This is a genomic window from Massilia eburnea (assembly GCF_009720745.1).
GTDB classification, from domain to species: domain Bacteria; phylum Pseudomonadota; class Gammaproteobacteria; order Burkholderiales; family Burkholderiaceae_D; genus Rugamonas; species Rugamonas eburnea.
This window is the reverse complement of sequence record NZ_WNKX01000002.1, coordinates 228,735-243,651: the sequence shown is the minus strand read 5'-3', so window position 1 is coordinate 243,651 and position 14,917 is coordinate 228,735. Positions and strand designations below refer to the sequence as shown.

Annotated in this window: 12 protein-coding genes; 4 read left to right on the top strand and 8 right to left on the bottom strand. The window is 65.2% G+C overall.

Annotated elements, in window-relative coordinates:
• Nucleotide 1: 1 nt before the first annotated feature.
• From GM658_RS03690 to GM658_RS03665, 6 genes are all read right to left on the bottom strand, one after another.
• Nucleotides 2-1,306 (bottom strand): sensor histidine kinase, encoded by a 1,305-nt coding sequence (locus tag GM658_RS03690; protein WP_155452651.1) that lies wholly within the window; start codon nucleotides 1,304-1,306, stop codon nucleotides 2-4.
• A gap of 147 nt (nucleotides 1,307-1,453) precedes the next feature.
• On the bottom strand, nucleotides 1,454-2,812 hold the full coding sequence (locus GM658_RS03685; protein WP_155452650.1) for a sigma-54-dependent transcriptional regulator: 1,359 nt from the start codon (nucleotides 2,810-2,812) through the stop codon (nucleotides 1,454-1,456).
• Nucleotides 2,813-2,978: 166 nt separating this feature from the next.
• Nucleotides 2,979-4,214, bottom strand: coding sequence for an ABC transporter permease (locus tag GM658_RS03680; RefSeq protein WP_155452649.1), 1,236 nt, complete (start codon nucleotides 4,212-4,214; stop codon nucleotides 2,979-2,981).
• A gap of 7 nt (nucleotides 4,215-4,221) precedes the next feature.
• Nucleotides 4,222-5,532 carry an ABC transporter permease gene (locus GM658_RS03675; protein ID WP_155452648.1) on the bottom strand — a complete coding sequence of 437 codons (1,311 nt, stop codon included), beginning with the start codon at nucleotides 5,530-5,532 and terminating at the stop codon, nucleotides 4,222-4,224.
• Nucleotide 5,533: 1 nt separating this feature from the next.
• Nucleotides 5,534-6,238, bottom strand: coding sequence for an ABC transporter ATP-binding protein (locus GM658_RS03670; RefSeq protein WP_155452647.1), 705 nt, complete (start codon nucleotides 6,236-6,238; stop codon nucleotides 5,534-5,536).
• 18 nt (nucleotides 6,239-6,256) lie between these two features.
• Nucleotides 6,257-7,522 (bottom strand): efflux RND transporter periplasmic adaptor subunit, encoded by a 1,266-nt coding sequence (locus tag GM658_RS03665; protein WP_155452646.1) that lies wholly within the window; start codon nucleotides 7,520-7,522, stop codon nucleotides 6,257-6,259.
• Nucleotides 7,523-7,740: 218 nt separating this feature from the next.
• On the opposite strand from GM658_RS03665, the gene GM658_RS29645 reads away from it, so the two are divergent.
• Nucleotides 7,741-9,243 (top strand): MutS-related protein, encoded by a 1,503-nt coding sequence (locus tag GM658_RS29645; protein WP_371865025.1) that lies wholly within the window; start codon nucleotides 7,741-7,743, stop codon nucleotides 9,241-9,243.
• Here the strand turns inward: GM658_RS29645 and GM658_RS03655 are convergent.
• Nucleotides 9,240-10,373 (bottom strand): acetyltransferase domain-containing protein, encoded by a 1,134-nt coding sequence (locus tag GM658_RS03655; protein WP_155452644.1) that lies wholly within the window; start codon nucleotides 10,371-10,373, stop codon nucleotides 9,240-9,242. The two genes, GM658_RS29645 and GM658_RS03655, sit on opposite strands and share 4 nt — an antisense overlap.
• Nucleotides 10,374-10,477: 104 nt before the next feature.
• On the opposite strand from GM658_RS03655, the gene GM658_RS03650 reads away from it, so the two are divergent.
• From GM658_RS03650 to GM658_RS03640, 3 genes are all read left to right on the top strand, one after another.
• Nucleotides 10,478-11,005 (top strand): GbsR/MarR family transcriptional regulator, encoded by a 528-nt coding sequence (locus GM658_RS03650; protein ID WP_155452643.1) that lies wholly within the window; start codon nucleotides 10,478-10,480, stop codon nucleotides 11,003-11,005.
• 89 nt (nucleotides 11,006-11,094) lie between these two features.
• Nucleotides 11,095-12,378: an SDR family oxidoreductase gene (locus GM658_RS03645; RefSeq protein WP_170298662.1), complete on the top strand. Its 1,284-nt coding sequence runs from the start codon at nucleotides 11,095-11,097 to the stop codon at nucleotides 12,376-12,378.
• Nucleotides 12,366-12,830: a DUF2269 family protein gene (locus GM658_RS03640; RefSeq protein ID WP_371865024.1), complete on the top strand. Its 465-nt coding sequence runs from the start codon at nucleotides 12,366-12,368 to the stop codon at nucleotides 12,828-12,830. Before GM658_RS03645 ends, GM658_RS03640 begins: the two co-directional genes overlap by 13 nt.
• A 2-nt stretch (nucleotides 12,831-12,832) precedes the next feature.
• On the opposite strand, the gene GM658_RS03635 is transcribed toward GM658_RS03640, so the two are convergent.
• On the bottom strand, nucleotides 12,833-14,701 hold the full coding sequence (locus GM658_RS03635; RefSeq protein WP_155452641.1) for a phosphoethanolamine transferase: 1,869 nt from the start codon (nucleotides 14,699-14,701) through the stop codon (nucleotides 12,833-12,835).
• Nucleotides 14,702-14,917: the final 216 nt, after the last annotated feature.

Below are 14,917 nucleotides of genomic sequence, written 5' to 3'. Positions count from 1 at the left end.
ATCAGAGGGGTAGTATCAAAGTCACGGCAAGGCCGCCGCCTTCGCGGTTGGCCAGTGTGATGCGTCCGCCATGGGCTTCGGCGATCTCGCGCGCCAGGGCCAGGCCCAGGCCGGTGCCGCTGCGCTTGGTGGAGTAGAAGGGCACCAGGGCATTGGCCAGCACCGCTTCGCTCATGCCGGGCCCGCGGTCCTGCACCTCGATGCGCAGCATGCCTTGCTGGCGGCGCAGCTCCAGTCCGACTTCGTCCGGCGGCGAGCCCGACTCGTGGGCATTCTTCAGCAGGTTGAGCAGGGCTTGCTCCATCTGCGCCGCGTCGAAGGCATGCGCTTCTTCCGGCACCTCGCCTTGCAGCTTGAACTGCACCTGGTCGGACAGCGCGGCCAGGAAGGCGCGCCAATCCTGCTGCTCCAGGCGCGGCGTGGGCAGCTTGGCGAAGCGGGCGTAGCCGAGGATGAAGCTTTCCAGGTGGCGCGTGCGCTCTTCGATCGTGGCCAGGATTTGCGGCAGGCGCTCGGTCTGGCCGCGCCGCACCAGTTCGGCGCCGGAATGGGCCAGCGAGGTCAGGGGCGCAAGCGAGTTGTTCAATTCGTGGCTGATGACGCGGATGACTTTTTTCCAGGTCTGCACTTCCTGCCGGCGCAGCTCTTGCGTGAGCTGGCGCAGCAGCAGCAATTCATGCGGGCGGCCGTTCAGGCTGAAGCTGCGCCGCGCCAGGTGGAAGACCTCCTCTTCCTCGCTGTCGCCGATGGTGAACAGGCCATCGCCGCCGCGGCCCATTGCATCGCGCAGGGCGGGCTGCACGCGCGCCAGCAGCTCGGGCAGGTGCAAGCCTTCCAGCTTGCGGCCCTCGTTCACCAGCTGGCGCGCGGCCAGGTTGGCGAAGACGATGGCGTCGTTGTCGGTCACCAGCAGCATGGCCACCGGCGTGTGCTGGACCATGGTATCGAGCAGCAGCTCGCGCTGCACCAGGCCCAGGCGCTGCTCGCGCAGCACATGGCCCAGCTCATTGTGTGCGGCCACCAGGTCGCTCAATTCATCGTTCTGCGGCCAGTGCAGGCTGAAGGAAAAATCGCCATCGCGGTAACTGGTGACGGTGCCCGTCAGCGCGCGGTAGAGCGAAAGCTGGTGCTGCAGCTGCGCCCGGATGGTAATGACGGCCAGCGGCACCAGGCACAGCAAAGAAATCCCGACCACGATGGTCGGATGCCTGGGCAGAAGCTGATCCAACCCAAGCGCGATCAAGATCCCAGTCGCCGTCAGCGTCCCCACCAGCGCCGACCAGCGCGTCAAGAGAGAGAGCCGCATACTAAACGGATGACCTCGTGTCCCACCCTGGGGTCACACCCGAATCGGGACACGGCCTCGGCCGCCGCGCGGCAGAGCCCGTGTCCCATTTCGGGTGTGCCCCCAAGGTGGTACACGGGGTGAACAGTAGGGGAGGACGGGGTGCTGTCATGGGCGGGCGATGCCGAGGCGTTCCATGCGGCGGTAGAGGGCTTGGCGGGACAGGCCGAGCTCGGCGGCGGCTTGGGCGACGACGCCGCTGGCGCGCTGCAGCGAGGCGATGATGGCGTCGCGGTCGGGTTCCTGGTCGTGGCTGGCGCCAGGGACGGTGTGGCCGTTGCTGGCGCTGGCGGCCGGCAGGCCAAGGTCGGCGACGGTGATCGCGTCGCCGTGGGCCAGCAGGCTGGCGCGCGCCATGACGTTTTTCAGTTCGCGTACATTGCCGGGCCAGCCGTGCGCCAGCAGGGCTGCTTCGGCGTCGGCGCGCAATTGGCGTTCGGTGCCCAGGAAGTGGCGTGCCAGCGGCAGGATGTCGCCGGGGCGCTGGGCCAGCGGCGGCAGGCGCAGTTCGATGACGTTCAGCCGGTAATACAGGTCTTCGCGGAAGCTGCCGGCGCGGATCATGGCCGGCAGGTCGGCATTGGTGGCGCTGATCACGCGTACCTGCACCTGGCGTTCACGGTTGGAGCCGAGGCGTTCGAAGCGGCCTGTTTCCAGCACGCGCAACAGCTTCATCTGGCCGGCCAGCGGCAGGTTGCCGATTTCGTCGAGGAAGAGGGTGCCGCCGTCGGCTGCTTCAAACTTGCCTTCGCGGGCTTTGGAGGCGCCGGTGTAGGCGCCGGCGTCGGCGCCGAATAATTCGGCTTCAATCAGTTCGGCCGGCAGGGCGCCGCAATTGAGCACCACGAAAGGGCCTTCGCGCACGGCGGAATTGGCCTGGATGATTTCGGCGATGCGCTCCTTGCCGGTGCCGTTCGGGCCGGTGATCAGCACCGGTACGTCGGCGCGCGCGACCTGGCAGGCGAGCGAGATCACGCGTTCGGTGGCCGGGTCGTTCCAGACCATCTTGCGCAGGTTGAAGCGTTCCAGTTCGCGCCGCTGGCGCAGTTCGCCGCTGCGGTGCTGGTTGAGGGCGCGGTTGGCCTGGCCCAGTTCCAGCAGGTTGCGTACGGTGGCGATCAGGCGCTTGTCGTCCCAGGGCTTGGACAGGTAGTCGGCGGCGCCGGCCTTGATCAGGTCGACGGCGGCGTCCAGGTGGGTCCAGGCGGTGAGCAGGATGACCGGCAGGTCGGGATGGCGCTTTCTGATGGCGCGGAATAGTTCGATGCCTTCTTCGCCGGAGGTGGTGTCGGCGCTGAAGTTCATGTCCTGTACCACCAGGTCGATGCTGGCGCTGCGCTGGTCGAGCAGCGCGAGGCCTTCTTCTGGCGATGCGGCGCGCAGGGAGTCGATGTCGTGCAGGGAGAACAGGACTTCGAGGGCGACTGCGACGGCGGCGTTGTCGTCGATGATGAGTACGGTTGGCATTTTGGCAGGATACATGAAAACCCGGTAACCAGGGGCAGACCCAAAGGGGCAGCCCCCCAAAGGTCTTGTGACCTGTGCTTTGGGATGGGGCCGTCGGCATTTTGCGAAGAGCAAAGTCGCACAGCCGACACCCGCGGCGGCAGATGCTGGCCCCAGATTGACCGGTTTAAGCGGAGCGTGTCGCCATCGCCGGCGAGATCGAGGCGGCGCGCCACGCGGGCCCGTACACAGCGGCGATGCCCAACGCCCAGAACGCCGCGGCGCCAATCACCATGTACTCCGCCGGCAAGCGCTCCAGTTCAAGCCTGGACACCAGCACCTGGTTCAGGGCGAGCGCCCCCAGCAGGCCGCCGACAATCCCGGTGGTGGTGATCATCAGGTTCTCGGTCACGAAATAGCGCAGGATGTCGAACTTGCGCGCCCCCAGCGCGCGCCGCACGCCGATCTGCTTGCGGCGCTGCGTGACCCACAGGCTGGCCATGCCGACAATGCCGCTGGCGGTCACCACCATCAGCAGCACGCTGACGGTGATCAGCATCCAGGCCAGCGCGTAGTCGGCCTTGTAGCGGTTCACGCGCTGTTCCGACTGCGTCTTGCTGTGCACCACCACCTGGCCGTTATGCAGCTTGCGCATCGCCTCTTCGGCGTCCTTCATGGCGCGGTCGCGCTGGCCCGGTTCGGCGCGCAGGGTGTACAGGGTGCGCGAGGCGCCGGAGCTGCGGGCCGGGACCATGGTCGACATTTCGCCTTCGGCGCCCATCGCGGCGCTTGGCGTTTCCAGGGTCTCGATCACGCCGATCACGCTGACTTCGCGGGCTTCGGCGCCGGTGCCGTAATACATTCTCTTGCCGACGTAGCTGGCCGCGTCCGGCCATACCTTTTCGCCCAGCGCTTTGGTGATCAGGGCCACGGTGGGGAAGGCCTTGCTGGTATTCTGGTCGAACTCCAGCACGTCCTGCGGCGTGAAATCGCGGCCGTCGATAATCTTCAGGCCCCAGGTCTTGACCAGCGAATCGGACGTCACGTACATGGTCGGGCTGGCGGTGCTGCGCTCCTGCTCGCGGTTGGCGGCCACGCTGTTGTAGTTGCCGGAGCTCGACAGCGTGATCTGGTTGGTATTGGCAACGGAGGTGATGCCCGGCACGGCACGCAGGGCGGCGGCCTCCGCCTTCTGCATGGCGATCTGCTGCTCGTGGCCGCCGGGATTGAGGGCCTTCACGCTGATGCTGAACACCTGCTCTTCATTCACGATGCCGGTCGGGCGCGCCGTGACCGCCTGCCGCACGCTGACGATGTGCAGGGCGTTGGCCAGGATGGCGAGGCTGAGCGCCACTTGCACGGCCACCAGGATCGGGCCGGTCTTGGAGCGCATCAGCGCGGAAAAGATTGGTTTGATTTCCATATTGTCCTCACTGCGATTTCAGTTGCAGGGCCGGGGTGACCTGGCAGGCGCGCCAGGTCGGCAGCAGGCCGGCCAGTATGGCGGCGCTGACCGACATGACGAAGGTCACCAGCAGCATCATCCAGTCCATGTGGGTGGTGACGGCGATCTGTTCGGAGATGCTGCCGATCAGGGTCAGGGCGGCAAGCGCCAGGACCAGGCCGAGGATGCCGCCGGCCAGGCCCACCACCGCGCTCTCGATCAGGAACTGGGTGAAGATATCCTTGCGCGAAGCGCCCAGCGCGCGGCGTACACCCACTTCAGGCGCCCGCACCGAAAATTTCGCCAGCAGCAGGCCGATGGTGTTGACCAGGCAAAGCAGCAGGAAGCCGAAGGCCAGCATGGCCGACAGGCGGCTGTCCTTGCCCACCACTTTCTGCTCCTCCAGCCATTCCATCACATTGAACAATTTGTTGGGTGCATTGCGTTGCAGGCGTCCCAGCTTGCGCTGTTCCGCGGCATAGGCGTCGAGCCAGGCTTGCAGCTGCGGGCGGTCGGACACCGAGTGCAGTTCGAACCAGAACTGGATCCAGACGCATTCCGAATCGAGCAAAGCCTGGTAGCCGGGCCCGCGTTCGCTGCTGCAGTTCATGTTGCCGTTCTGTCCCATCTCGTGGCGGACCGCGTTGTGGAATGGGATGTAGAACTCGTCCTCGGCGCCGAAGGCGCCAGGGCCGCCGATGATGCGGTGAAAGCGCGGCACCGGGTCCCATTTGCCGAACACGCCGACCACGGAATAGTCGAAGCCGAACATGCGCACGCGCTGGCCGACCGGGTTGGCATTGCCGAACAGCTTTTCCGCCAGCTTGCTGCTCAGGACTACCACGTCGGCGCCGGCCTTGTCGTCCGCCTCGCTCCACGGGCCGCCGTACTGGAACGGCACCTCGAACATGGCGAAGAAGTCGCGCGTCGGCGTCAGGCCTTCGACGGTAAATACCGGCATGTCCTTGCGCGCCGGTTCCACGGTGCCGGAGGCCCCGCGCATCGCGGTGCGGCGGTCTCCCTGGCCCGAAGCGAGCAGGTTGACAGCGTCGCGGTAGGACATTTCATCGCCATCGCGCTCGCCCGGCGTGTAGCCCTTGAGCGGACCGTTGTCGATCAACGGTACGATCAGGCGCTCGCTCTTGCCCGGGATCGGGTCGCCCGACATCACGTGCAGGATGGTCAGGGTGGAAACGGAGGCCGCCACGCCGACCGCCAGGATCAGTACCATCAGCGCCGTCAGCACCGGATTGCGGCGCAGGCTGCGCACGCCCAGCAGGAAATAGTATTGGAACATCTCAAGCCTCCTTGGCAACCACCAGCGATGGCGATTTGCGCACCAGGTCCGATACCTGGCCGTCGATGATGTGGACGTTGCGCTGGGTGCGCTGCGCCAGCTCCGGATCGTGGGTCACCATCAGGATGGTGGTGCCCTCGGCGTTGATCTCTTCCAGCAGCTCCATCACGCCGCGCGCCATCTGGGTATCGAGGTTGCCGGTCGGTTCGTCGGCCAGCAGCAGCTTGGGCGAGCCGGCCAGGGCGCGCGCGATCGCCACGCGCTGCTGCTGGCCGCCCGACAGTTCGGCCGGGAAGTGGCGCATGCGCGAGGCCAGGCCGACCTTGGCCAGCGCGTCCTCGATGCGCTCCTTGCGCTCGGCGGCGTTGAAGCCGCGGTAGCGCAGCGGCACGTCGACGTTGTCGAACAGGTTCAGGTCGGGGATCAGGTTGAAGCCCTGGAAGATGAAGCCCAGCTTCTCATTGCGCAGGCGCGAACGGGCGTTGTCGTCCATGCCTTTGACGTTGATGCCGTCGAGCACGTAGTCGCCGCTGGTGAAGTCTTCCAGCAGGCCGGCGATGTTGAGGAAGCTGGTCTTGCCGGAACCGGAAGGGCCGGTGACCGTGACGAATTCGCCCTGCTTGACATCGATCTCGAAGCCGCGCAGCGCGTGGGTTTCGATCATATGGGTGCGATACACTTTGCTCAGGTTAGTCATGCGCAGCATGTTCAATCTCCGTAGGGGTTATTTATTGATCGAGACGCGCTTGGCGTTCTCAAAGCTTTCAGTACCGGCGACCACGATCTTGTCGCCTTGTTTCAATCCATTGACGATTTCCACTGCCGCCACGCTGGTGGCGCCCAGCTGCACCGGGGTGCGCACGGCGATGCCGTCCTGCACCAGGTAGACGAAGCGGCCGCCTTCCGATTCCACGAACGGGCCGCGCGGCACCATCAGCACATTGTGTTTTTCGTCGATCAGCAGGCGCGCCGACACACGCTGGTTCTGGCGCACGCCTTCCGGCTGCTGGTCAAAGCGCACGCGCGCCAGCACCTGGTTCTTCACCACTTCCGGCGACAGGGCCGACAGCTTGCCCTTGGTCTTCACGCCGGCCACTTCGATTTCCACGGTCATGCCCAGGCCCAGGTCGTTGACATAGGTTTCCGGCACTTCCAGCTCGACTTCGAGCTGGGACAGGTCGACCAGGGTCATGAGCGGCGTGTTGGCCTGCACCACGCTGCGGTTGGCCACCGACAGCGTGCCGATGAAGCCATCGACCGGCGCGCGCACCGTCAGTTCGTCGACGCGGCGCTGGGCGTTGGCCAGCGACAGCTTCTGGCGCTCCATCTGCGCGGTCTTGGTTTTTAGCTCCAGCGCCACGTTGTCGCCTTCCAGTTCGGCGGCCTGCTTGGTGTGCCTGGCGCGGATGTCGGCGGCGGCCACGGCGTCCCTGGCCTTCTGCATATCGATCTTGGCGATGATGCCGTCGGTCGATACGCTCTCGTAGCGCTGCAGGGTGCGCTGGGCGGAGACGCGGTCGATTTCCGCGGTGTCGGCTTCGCGCTGGGCGGCCAGCTTCTGCTTGCGGGCCAGGATTTGCTGGCGCGCGACTTCGGCTTGCAGTTCGTTGAACAGGGTCTGTTCTTTTTTCAGTTCGTCGGCCAGGTCGGGCGATTCGAGCACGGCCAGCACCTGGCCTTTTTTCACGGTGTCGCCGGCATGCACTTTCAGTTCGACCGTGGAAGTGGAGGTGGAATACAGGGTCGGGCTGACGGCGGCCACGATGCGGCCGTTGACGGCGGCGTCGCGCACCAGGGTGCCGCGCGTGACTTCGCCGATGCGCAGGCGCGCCGCGCTGATCGAATGTTCGCTGCTGCTCCAGCCTTTCAGCAGCAGGTAGCCGGCGGCCAGCAATGCCACGGCGCCTGCCAGCAGCAGCAATTTGCGGCGCGGAATGCGGCTGCTGGGAGCGGCGAGCACTTGGTCCTGGTGTGAGGTGTCGCGGATCATGTTCTTGTTCCTGGTGTCTGGTGATTTGGTCAAGCTTGCCCATGCATGAAGTGTGCCAGCTTCTAAGTGGTTGATTTGTAAGGAGCATGTCTTGGTGTTCGGGCTGTCCGCGAGCGTCCACCCTGTCCACGCTGTCCGCCCGTCCGCAAGCCGTGCTACTTGATTTTTTGGTAAGCGGCTATACTTGTAGGGTTATCTTTGTGGCAAGGAGTGGTTCTGTGGAGTATCCGTTCCCGGAAAGCGCAGTGGCGCGGTACGACGAGCTCGCCGGTGCCGAGGGCAATGGCGCGGTGGATGGCCAGACCTGGCAGGACTTGCTGTTGCCGGCTTACCTCGCGCAACTGGGTGCGGGCGCCAGCATCTTTGGCAGGCAGATGCTGTACCGTCGCTTGCGGCGCGGCCAGGACGCGGGCGCTGCATCGTCCGGGCGTGTCCGCGCGCTGCTGTCCGACGGCGCGGTGCGTGAACGCCTCGCCGCCCAGCTCTCTCACTTGCGTGAGGCAAGCGCGGAGGTCTGCGAGGCGCTGTTCCTGCCGCCGCTGTTGGCGGCATCCGGCTCGGATGGCGCCAGCCGCGCGGCGTCAGCGTCGCCGCTTGCGCCGCCGCCGCGCTGGGCTGGCTGGCTTTGGCTGCTGCCGCTGGCCTTCCTGGTTTGCATCGCCGCCAGCTTCTTCTGGCTGCCGGCACTGGTCCCAACGCTCGTGCTGTCGCTGCTCCTCGCGGCAATCCAGGTCGCTTTCAGTGCACGCATGCAGCTTTGGCAGCCCGTCGCCGAGGCACTGCAGCTGCAGCTCTACGTTCATAGCCGGCAGGAAGACGCGCCCGGCGTGGCGCAAGCCGCCCAGCTGCGCGGCAAGCTGGCACGCAACAAAGTCGCCGCCGCCCCTGGCGTGGCCGAATATGCCGACTGGTTCATGCTGGCCAACCTGAAGCACTTCTTCGCCACGCGCCGCCTGGTGCGCGAACACGCTGCCTTCCTGCGCGACAGCTACCGGCTGGTCGCCGGCCTGGATGCCGACCTCGCATTGGCGCGCCATGTGTCCGCCCTGCAGCAATGGTGCTGGGCGGAGGAAGGCTGGGAGCAGGAGATCCAGCTGCAAGCCGTGCATCATCCGCTGTTGTCCGGCACCGAGGCTCTGGACCTGTCCCTGGAAGGCAGGAGCGCCTTCATCAGCGGCCAGAATGGGATCGGCAAAAGCACCTTGCTGCGCACTGTCGGCCTGAATTTGCTGGCCGCACGCGCCTTCGGCTTCTGCTACGCGGCGGCAGCGCGGGTGCCCAACCTGCCGGTCTACGCCAGCATGCAGAATGAGGATGCATTGGAAGGTGGCGAAAGCCTCTATCAATCGGAGCTGCGCCGCGCGCAAGAATTGCTGGCGCTGGCGAAGGAGCCGCAGCGCGCGGTGTTCATCATCGACGAGATTTTCCGCGGCACGAACCACCTGGAGTCGGTCTCCGCCGCCGCCGCAGTGCTGGAGCAGTTATGCGCGCGCGGCACCGTGCTGGTGTCTTCGCACAATGTGGTGCTGGCGCAGCTGCTGGAGCCATGCTGCGTGCCGCTGCTGGTGCAAAAGCGCGCCGGTCGCCTGGCCCTGACGCCCGGCGTGCTGGCCGACACCAACGGCCTGACCCTGCTGGCGCAATCCGGCTTCGAACCCGCCATCGAACAGCGCGCCCGCGACGTCTACAAACGCCTTTCCGGCCGCCTGGTGTCCGCTTAAGCGGCGGCGCCTGCCGGCGGAGGAGGCGCCTTGCGCTTGCCGCGGCGCAGCCACAGTTTGGTCAAGCCATACATGATCGCGATCATCGCGGCCCAGGCGATGTAGACCACGGCCAGCGACGGCTCGTAATCCTTGGGCAGCGTCAAACCGCCCGGCCCGCCCGTCGGTATCGAGCCGTAGCGCACAAGGAAGTAGACGCCGGACAGGAAGTGGATCAGCGCGATGTGGACCACGTAAAAGAACATCGGCGTGCCGCCAAACATCAGCAGCATGGGCACGGGCCGGATGCGCTCGAACCACGCCAGCAATGGCAGGGCAATGCCGATGGTCGCGCACAGGTAGAGCAGCGAAGGCGGGTATTTGTGCACGCGCATGAAGGAAATGAAGTCCCACACCGGGCCGCGTCCCTGAGGCGACCACGGATCGGGATCGCCGTAGAAATTCCCCGCCCGCAGCACGACAAACGCCAGCAGCAGCACCGCACCTGCAAGCACCAGCAGGCGCTGCCTCCGCGCCGCATCCCACCTGAAGACAGGACCCATCGCGTAACCCGCTGCGATCAGCCCAACCCACGGCATCAGCGGGTAGGCGATGAACACACCGTAATTGCCGGCCACCGGCCAGAAGCCGCTCTGGTGCCACATCATCCACAGCGGGTTGTTGGACTGGATACCATCGAACAGGTTATGCGGCAGGATCAACAAGGCGGCGACGGCGGCGACGGCCGGCAGCGGCAGCCACACCAGTCCCGCCAGCACAACCATGCCCATCCCCAGCGCCCAGATCACCTGCAGGATCGTGATGTTGTAGGCGAACTGCCAGCTGAACGAGATCCAGGTGACCTCCAGCACCAGCAGCAGCAAGCCGCGTGTGAACAGGTAGCGCGATAGCGCCGGAATGCCGGCCTTGGTTCCGCGCAGGTAGGCTGAACTCCCCGCCAGCAATACAAAAGTCGAGGCGCACAAATGCGTGATCCAGCGCGTGGCGAACCACAGCGGCGTCGTCTGCGCCAAGTCCTCCGGATTGAACTGCGCGGCGCCGAAAAAGTCGCGCGTATGGTCGAGCGCCATCAGCACGATCACCAAACCGCGCAGCATGTCGATGCTGGCGAGCCGTCCCCTGTTTTCCATATGCTGCCCCGTTATTTTGTTGTCTGGTCATTCTAGCAAGACATGAGCGTGGCGTTTTTAATTTCTGTCTTGACAGAAATTAATGTAAGCATAGAATGGCAGGCATGGAACTGAAACCGATAGCCGAACGATTCGTACTGCACTGGGGCGAGATGGGCTCGCGCTGGGGCGTCAACCGCACCGTGGCGCAAATCCACGCGCTGCTGTATCTCGCGGCGCGCCCGATGGATGCCGAAGAAATCCAGCAAACGCTGGGCGTGGCGCGCTCCAACGTCAGCAACAGCCTGAAAGAGCTGCAGTCGTGGAACCTGGTGAAGGTGGTGCACCTGCGGGGTGACCGCCGCGACCACTTTGAAACCTCGACCGATGTGTGGGAGCTGTTCAAGCTGATCGTCGCCGGCCGCCGCCAGCGCGAGATCGACCCTACCGCCGCCGCGCTGGCCGATTGCCTGGCCAATCCGGCCATGGCGGACGAAGACGAGGGCACCCGCGAACGCATTGAAGAAACCCTGAAGTTCATCGACATCATGGCGACGCTGTCGGACGAACTCTTGCGCTACAAGCCCGAGACGCTGATGAAGACACTGGGCGTGAGCGCCAAGATCAGCCGGGCAATTCGCGGCAAGCAGTAATCGGAGCGCAGGACGGCGGGCAGTGATGCCCGTTTTTTTGAAATTGATATTTCTGTTTTGACAGAAATTACTGTCATGAGGGGTTGATGGTGAAAGTGCTGGTATGTGGCGCCACAGGATTTATTGGCCGCGCAGTCTGCGCGCGGCTGGCAGCGGCAGGGCATGAGGTCCTGCGCGGCGTGCGCCGCCCTTCGCAGCCGGGCGATGTGGCCATCGACTACAGCGTGGACCTGTCCACAGCCGCATGGATCGAACGCTTGCGCGGCGTGGACGCCGTCGTCAACACGGTCGGTATCATCAGCGAGCATGGCGCGGCGCGTTTCGACACCCTGCATGCCGTGGCGCCATCGGCCCTGTTTGCCGCGTGCGCCGAGGCGGGCGTGTGCCGCGTCGTGCAGGTCTCAGCCCTCGGCGCGGAAAGCGGCGACACTGCATACTTCACCAGCAAGCGCGCTGCGGACCAGGCGCTGATGGCGCTCCCGCTTGAATGGATCATCCTGCGCCCGTCGCTGGTGTTCGGTCCCGGGGGCGATTCGGCGGCCCTGTTCTGCAAGATGGCCAGCCTGCCCATGGTGGCCGCGCCGGAACTTGGCGCGGCTCGCTTCCAGCCGATCCACATCGACGACCTGGCGCTGGCCGTGGAAGCGTCCCTTGATCCCGCCACGCCAGCGTGCCGTGTGATCGCATGCGCCGGCGGCAGCGCGGCCAGCTACGACCAAATGCTGGCCGCCTATCGCCGCGCCATGCACTTGCCGCCGGCGCCCGTGCTGCACATCCCCGCCTGGGCAATGGCGTGCGCCGCATGGCTGGGCGGGAAACTTCCCGGCGTCCCGCTCACTCCCGACAACTGGCGCATGCTGCGCGCCGGCAGCGCTGTACGCGAGCAAGATGCGCATTGCGCCGCCACCGCAATGCGCGAACTGCTTGGCCGCGCGCCGCGCCCTATCAGCGAATTCATACCAGCCGCAAGCGGCGAACTGCTCCGCCTGCGCCCGCTGGCAAGCTGGCGCAATGCGTTGCTGCGCTGGAGCCTGGCCGTCGTCTGGCTGGCCACCGCGCTGGTCAGCGCCTTCGCCTACCCGCCGGCAGACAGCCTTGCCATGCTGGCCCGGGTTGGCATCGAAGGCTGGCCTGCCACCGCGGCACTGTACGGCGCAGCGGCGCTGGACGCCGCCTTCGGCATCGCCTGCATTGCCCGCCCGCGCCGTGCGCTCTGGCTGGCGCAAGGCGCGCTGGTACTCGGCTACAGCGCGGTGATCGCGGCCTGCCTGCCGGAATACCTGTGGCATCCCTTCGGTCCCTTGCTGAAGAATGTGCCGATCCTGGCGATCCTGATCATTTTGTTTGCGGAGGAAAAATCGTGGACTACCTGACCATCAAGACCATCCACATCCTGTCATCGGTGCTGCTGGTCGGCACCGGCTTTGGCACGGCGTTCTACCTGTATTTCGCCAACCGTTCCGGCTCGGTGGAAACCATCGCCGTCGTGTCGAAGCTGGTGGTGCGCGCCGACTGGTGGTTCACCACGCCTGCCGTGATCGTGCAGCCGCTGTCGGGCGCCTGGATGATTTATCTCGCCGGCTATCCGCTGGATGCCTTATGGATCAAGGCTTCGCTGGCGCTGTATGTGCTGGCCGGCGCCTGCTGGCTGCCCGTGGTGTGGTACCAGATCCGCATGGGCAAGCTGGCGCTGGCCGCCCATGCAGCCAGCACCGAACTGCCCGCGCTGTACTGGCGCTATGCGCGGCGCTGGGAATTGCTTGGCTATCCCGCCTTCGTCGCCATGCTGGCGGTGTACTGGCTGATGGTGAACAAGCCGGCCTGAGGCTACTTCTCCTGTGAGCCAGGCTTGCCCTTGTCCATCACTTCGCGGCAATCGCCTTTGAAGGTGGCGTTGTCGTAGTTGGTCCAGCCGTAGCTGTCCACCACGCGCTTGTGCACCTTGAAGTCCTTGTTCAGGAAGCTCCATTCCGGCTTGTCGTCCGGGTAGCGGATATTGGCCACGTCCAGCATGGTGTGGAAGATGTTCTCGGTGGCCAGCCTGGCCTTGCGGTTGCGGTACAGGGCCAGCACCTTTTCCGGGTAGCGCTCGCGGTACTGCTCCGAATACCACATGAAGGCCGGCACGTGGAATTCATATTGCGTATTGTGGCCGTGGAAGGCCAGGCGGCAGGAGCCGTCGTACAGGGTCTGGCCGTGGTCGGCCACGTAGAGCATCGACGCCAGCTGGTTGGTGGCTTTCAGGTCGCCGATCACATGGTCCAGGAACCAGTCGGTGTACAGGATCGAGTTGTCATAGCTGTTGTTCAGCTGCGGCTTGATTTTCAGGTCGGTGTAGACCGGCTTGTCGATGCCGAACAGCGACGGCTGCCACTTGTCGAATTCTTTCGGGTGGCGCTGGCTGTAGTTCCAGTGGCTGCCCAGCGAGTGCAGCACGATCAGCTTTTTCGGCGCCGGGTCGGCCAGCGCGCGCTTCAGCGGTTCGAACAGCACCGAGTCGAAATTGGAGCTGTTGGTAAAGCCGCCCAGGTTGAGGAACTGGATCACGTCCGCTTCCTTGGCGAAGACGGAGACCGGCGTGTCGTACTGCCCGAATGAGATCTGGTTCGACAGCCACCAGGTCTTGAAGCCCGCTTCCTTGTAAGCCGTGAGGAAGGACTTTTCGCTGAAACCGTCCTTCAGGCTTTGCGTGGCCGGCTTGCGTGAAATGATCACCGGCACCGACAGCCGCGTGGCCGAGACCGAGGTAATCAGGTCCGACAACGGCACCAGGTTGCCTTCCTTGCCCAGCAGGGGATTGGTTTCGCGGCTGTAGCCGTTCAGGCTCCAGCGGTCGTAGCGCGACGATTCGCCCAGCACCATCACCACGATTTCCGGCTCATTGCCGCCATCGAGCTGGCGCGCGCCGAAGGCAAAGCTGGCGCTGCGCTCATTGAGCTCGGACAGGTAGCGGCGCTCCTTGTAGAAGTCGTAGCCGCGCGCCATCAGGCCGAAGGGCCAGGATTCGATGAAGGCTTTCGGCTCCAGCGGCACGCGGGCCCAGTGGGGCAGGGCGGGACCGGGCAGGTGCAGGGTGTGGGCGCCGCGTTCGGCCCCGCTGGCGGAGGCGTCGTCGTCCGAGTCCGCATCGTCCGACGCGCTGGCGCGGCTGGCCTTGACGCTGCCGCTGTGGGCGTAGGGGCCGCTTGGCGGCGCCGCGTCGACGCCGAATTCATAGCCCCAGGCCGCCACCGCGCCCAGCACCACCAGGATGGCCAGCGCCACCCAGCGCGAGCCGTCATGCCAATCGAGCTCGCGGGTCTGGCGCGCGGCGCGGAAGCTCAGCACCCACCACACGGCCACCGCGATCATCACCGCCACCATGCTCCATACTTTATTGCCCAGGAATTCCAGCGCCTCGCGCGGGCTGGTTTCGGCCAGGATGCCCAGGTGGTGGGGGGAGATGCCCTGGCCGTAGAACACGAACAGGTAGATTTCGGTCGGCAGCGCCAGGAAGGCCGGGATCAGCAGCCAGTGGAAATAGGCCGGCCGCTTGAACAGCGCCCACACGGCAATCCACGCCACCAGCTCCATGCCCACCAGCTGCCAGGGCTGCTCCACCGGCTTGCCCAGGAGCAGCGGCACGAACGGCACCGCCGACAGGGCCAGGTAGCTCATCAGGATAAACAGGTGTGAAGGGCGCAGCAGCAGTCGCATTTCCGGCAATGGTGGTCTTGATCAGGCCGTATTATCCAGCCAAATCCGGCAGCGGAAGAGGAAAAGTTACAACAGGGCAAATATGTCGCGGGCGCGTACCGGCCCTGAATCAGCCGTTTCACCGGACGCCGATTGATGGCATGATGGACATCCTGCATTGAATCTTGCTGCCTAATGTATAGGCCCGGGCCGGCGTTGCGCGCCACGCAATGCTGC

Bases quoted from the DNA above. Each gene is read 5' to 3' on its own strand.
- GM658_RS03690 (WP_155452651.1), bottom strand. From the start codon at position 1,306: ATGCGGCTCTCTCTCTTGACGCGCTGGTCGGCGCTGGTGGGGACGCTG.
- GM658_RS03685 (WP_155452650.1), bottom strand. From the start codon at position 2,812: ATGCCAACCGTACTCATCATCGACGACAACGCCGCCGTCGCAGTCGCC.
- GM658_RS03680 (WP_155452649.1), bottom strand. From the start codon at position 4,214: ATGGAAATCAAACCAATCTTTTCCGCGCTGATGCGCTCCAAGACCGGC.
- GM658_RS03675 (WP_155452648.1), bottom strand. From the start codon at position 5,532: ATGTTCCAATACTATTTCCTGCTGGGCGTGCGCAGCCTGCGCCGCAAT.
- GM658_RS03670 (WP_155452647.1), bottom strand. From the start codon at position 6,238: ATGCTGCGCATGACTAACCTGAGCAAAGTGTATCGCACCCATATGATC.
- GM658_RS03665 (WP_155452646.1), bottom strand. From the start codon at position 7,522: ATGATCCGCGACACCTCACACCAGGACCAAGTGCTCGCCGCTCCCAGC.
- GM658_RS03655 (WP_155452644.1), bottom strand. From the start codon at position 10,373: ATGGAAAACAGGGGACGGCTCGCCAGCATCGACATGCTGCGCGGTTTG.
- GM658_RS03650 (WP_155452643.1), top strand. From the start codon at position 10,478: ATGGAACTGAAACCGATAGCCGAACGATTCGTACTGCACTGGGGCGAG.
- GM658_RS03635 (WP_155452641.1), bottom strand. From the start codon at position 14,701: ATGCGACTGCTGCTGCGCCCTTCACACCTGTTTATCCTGATGAGCTAC.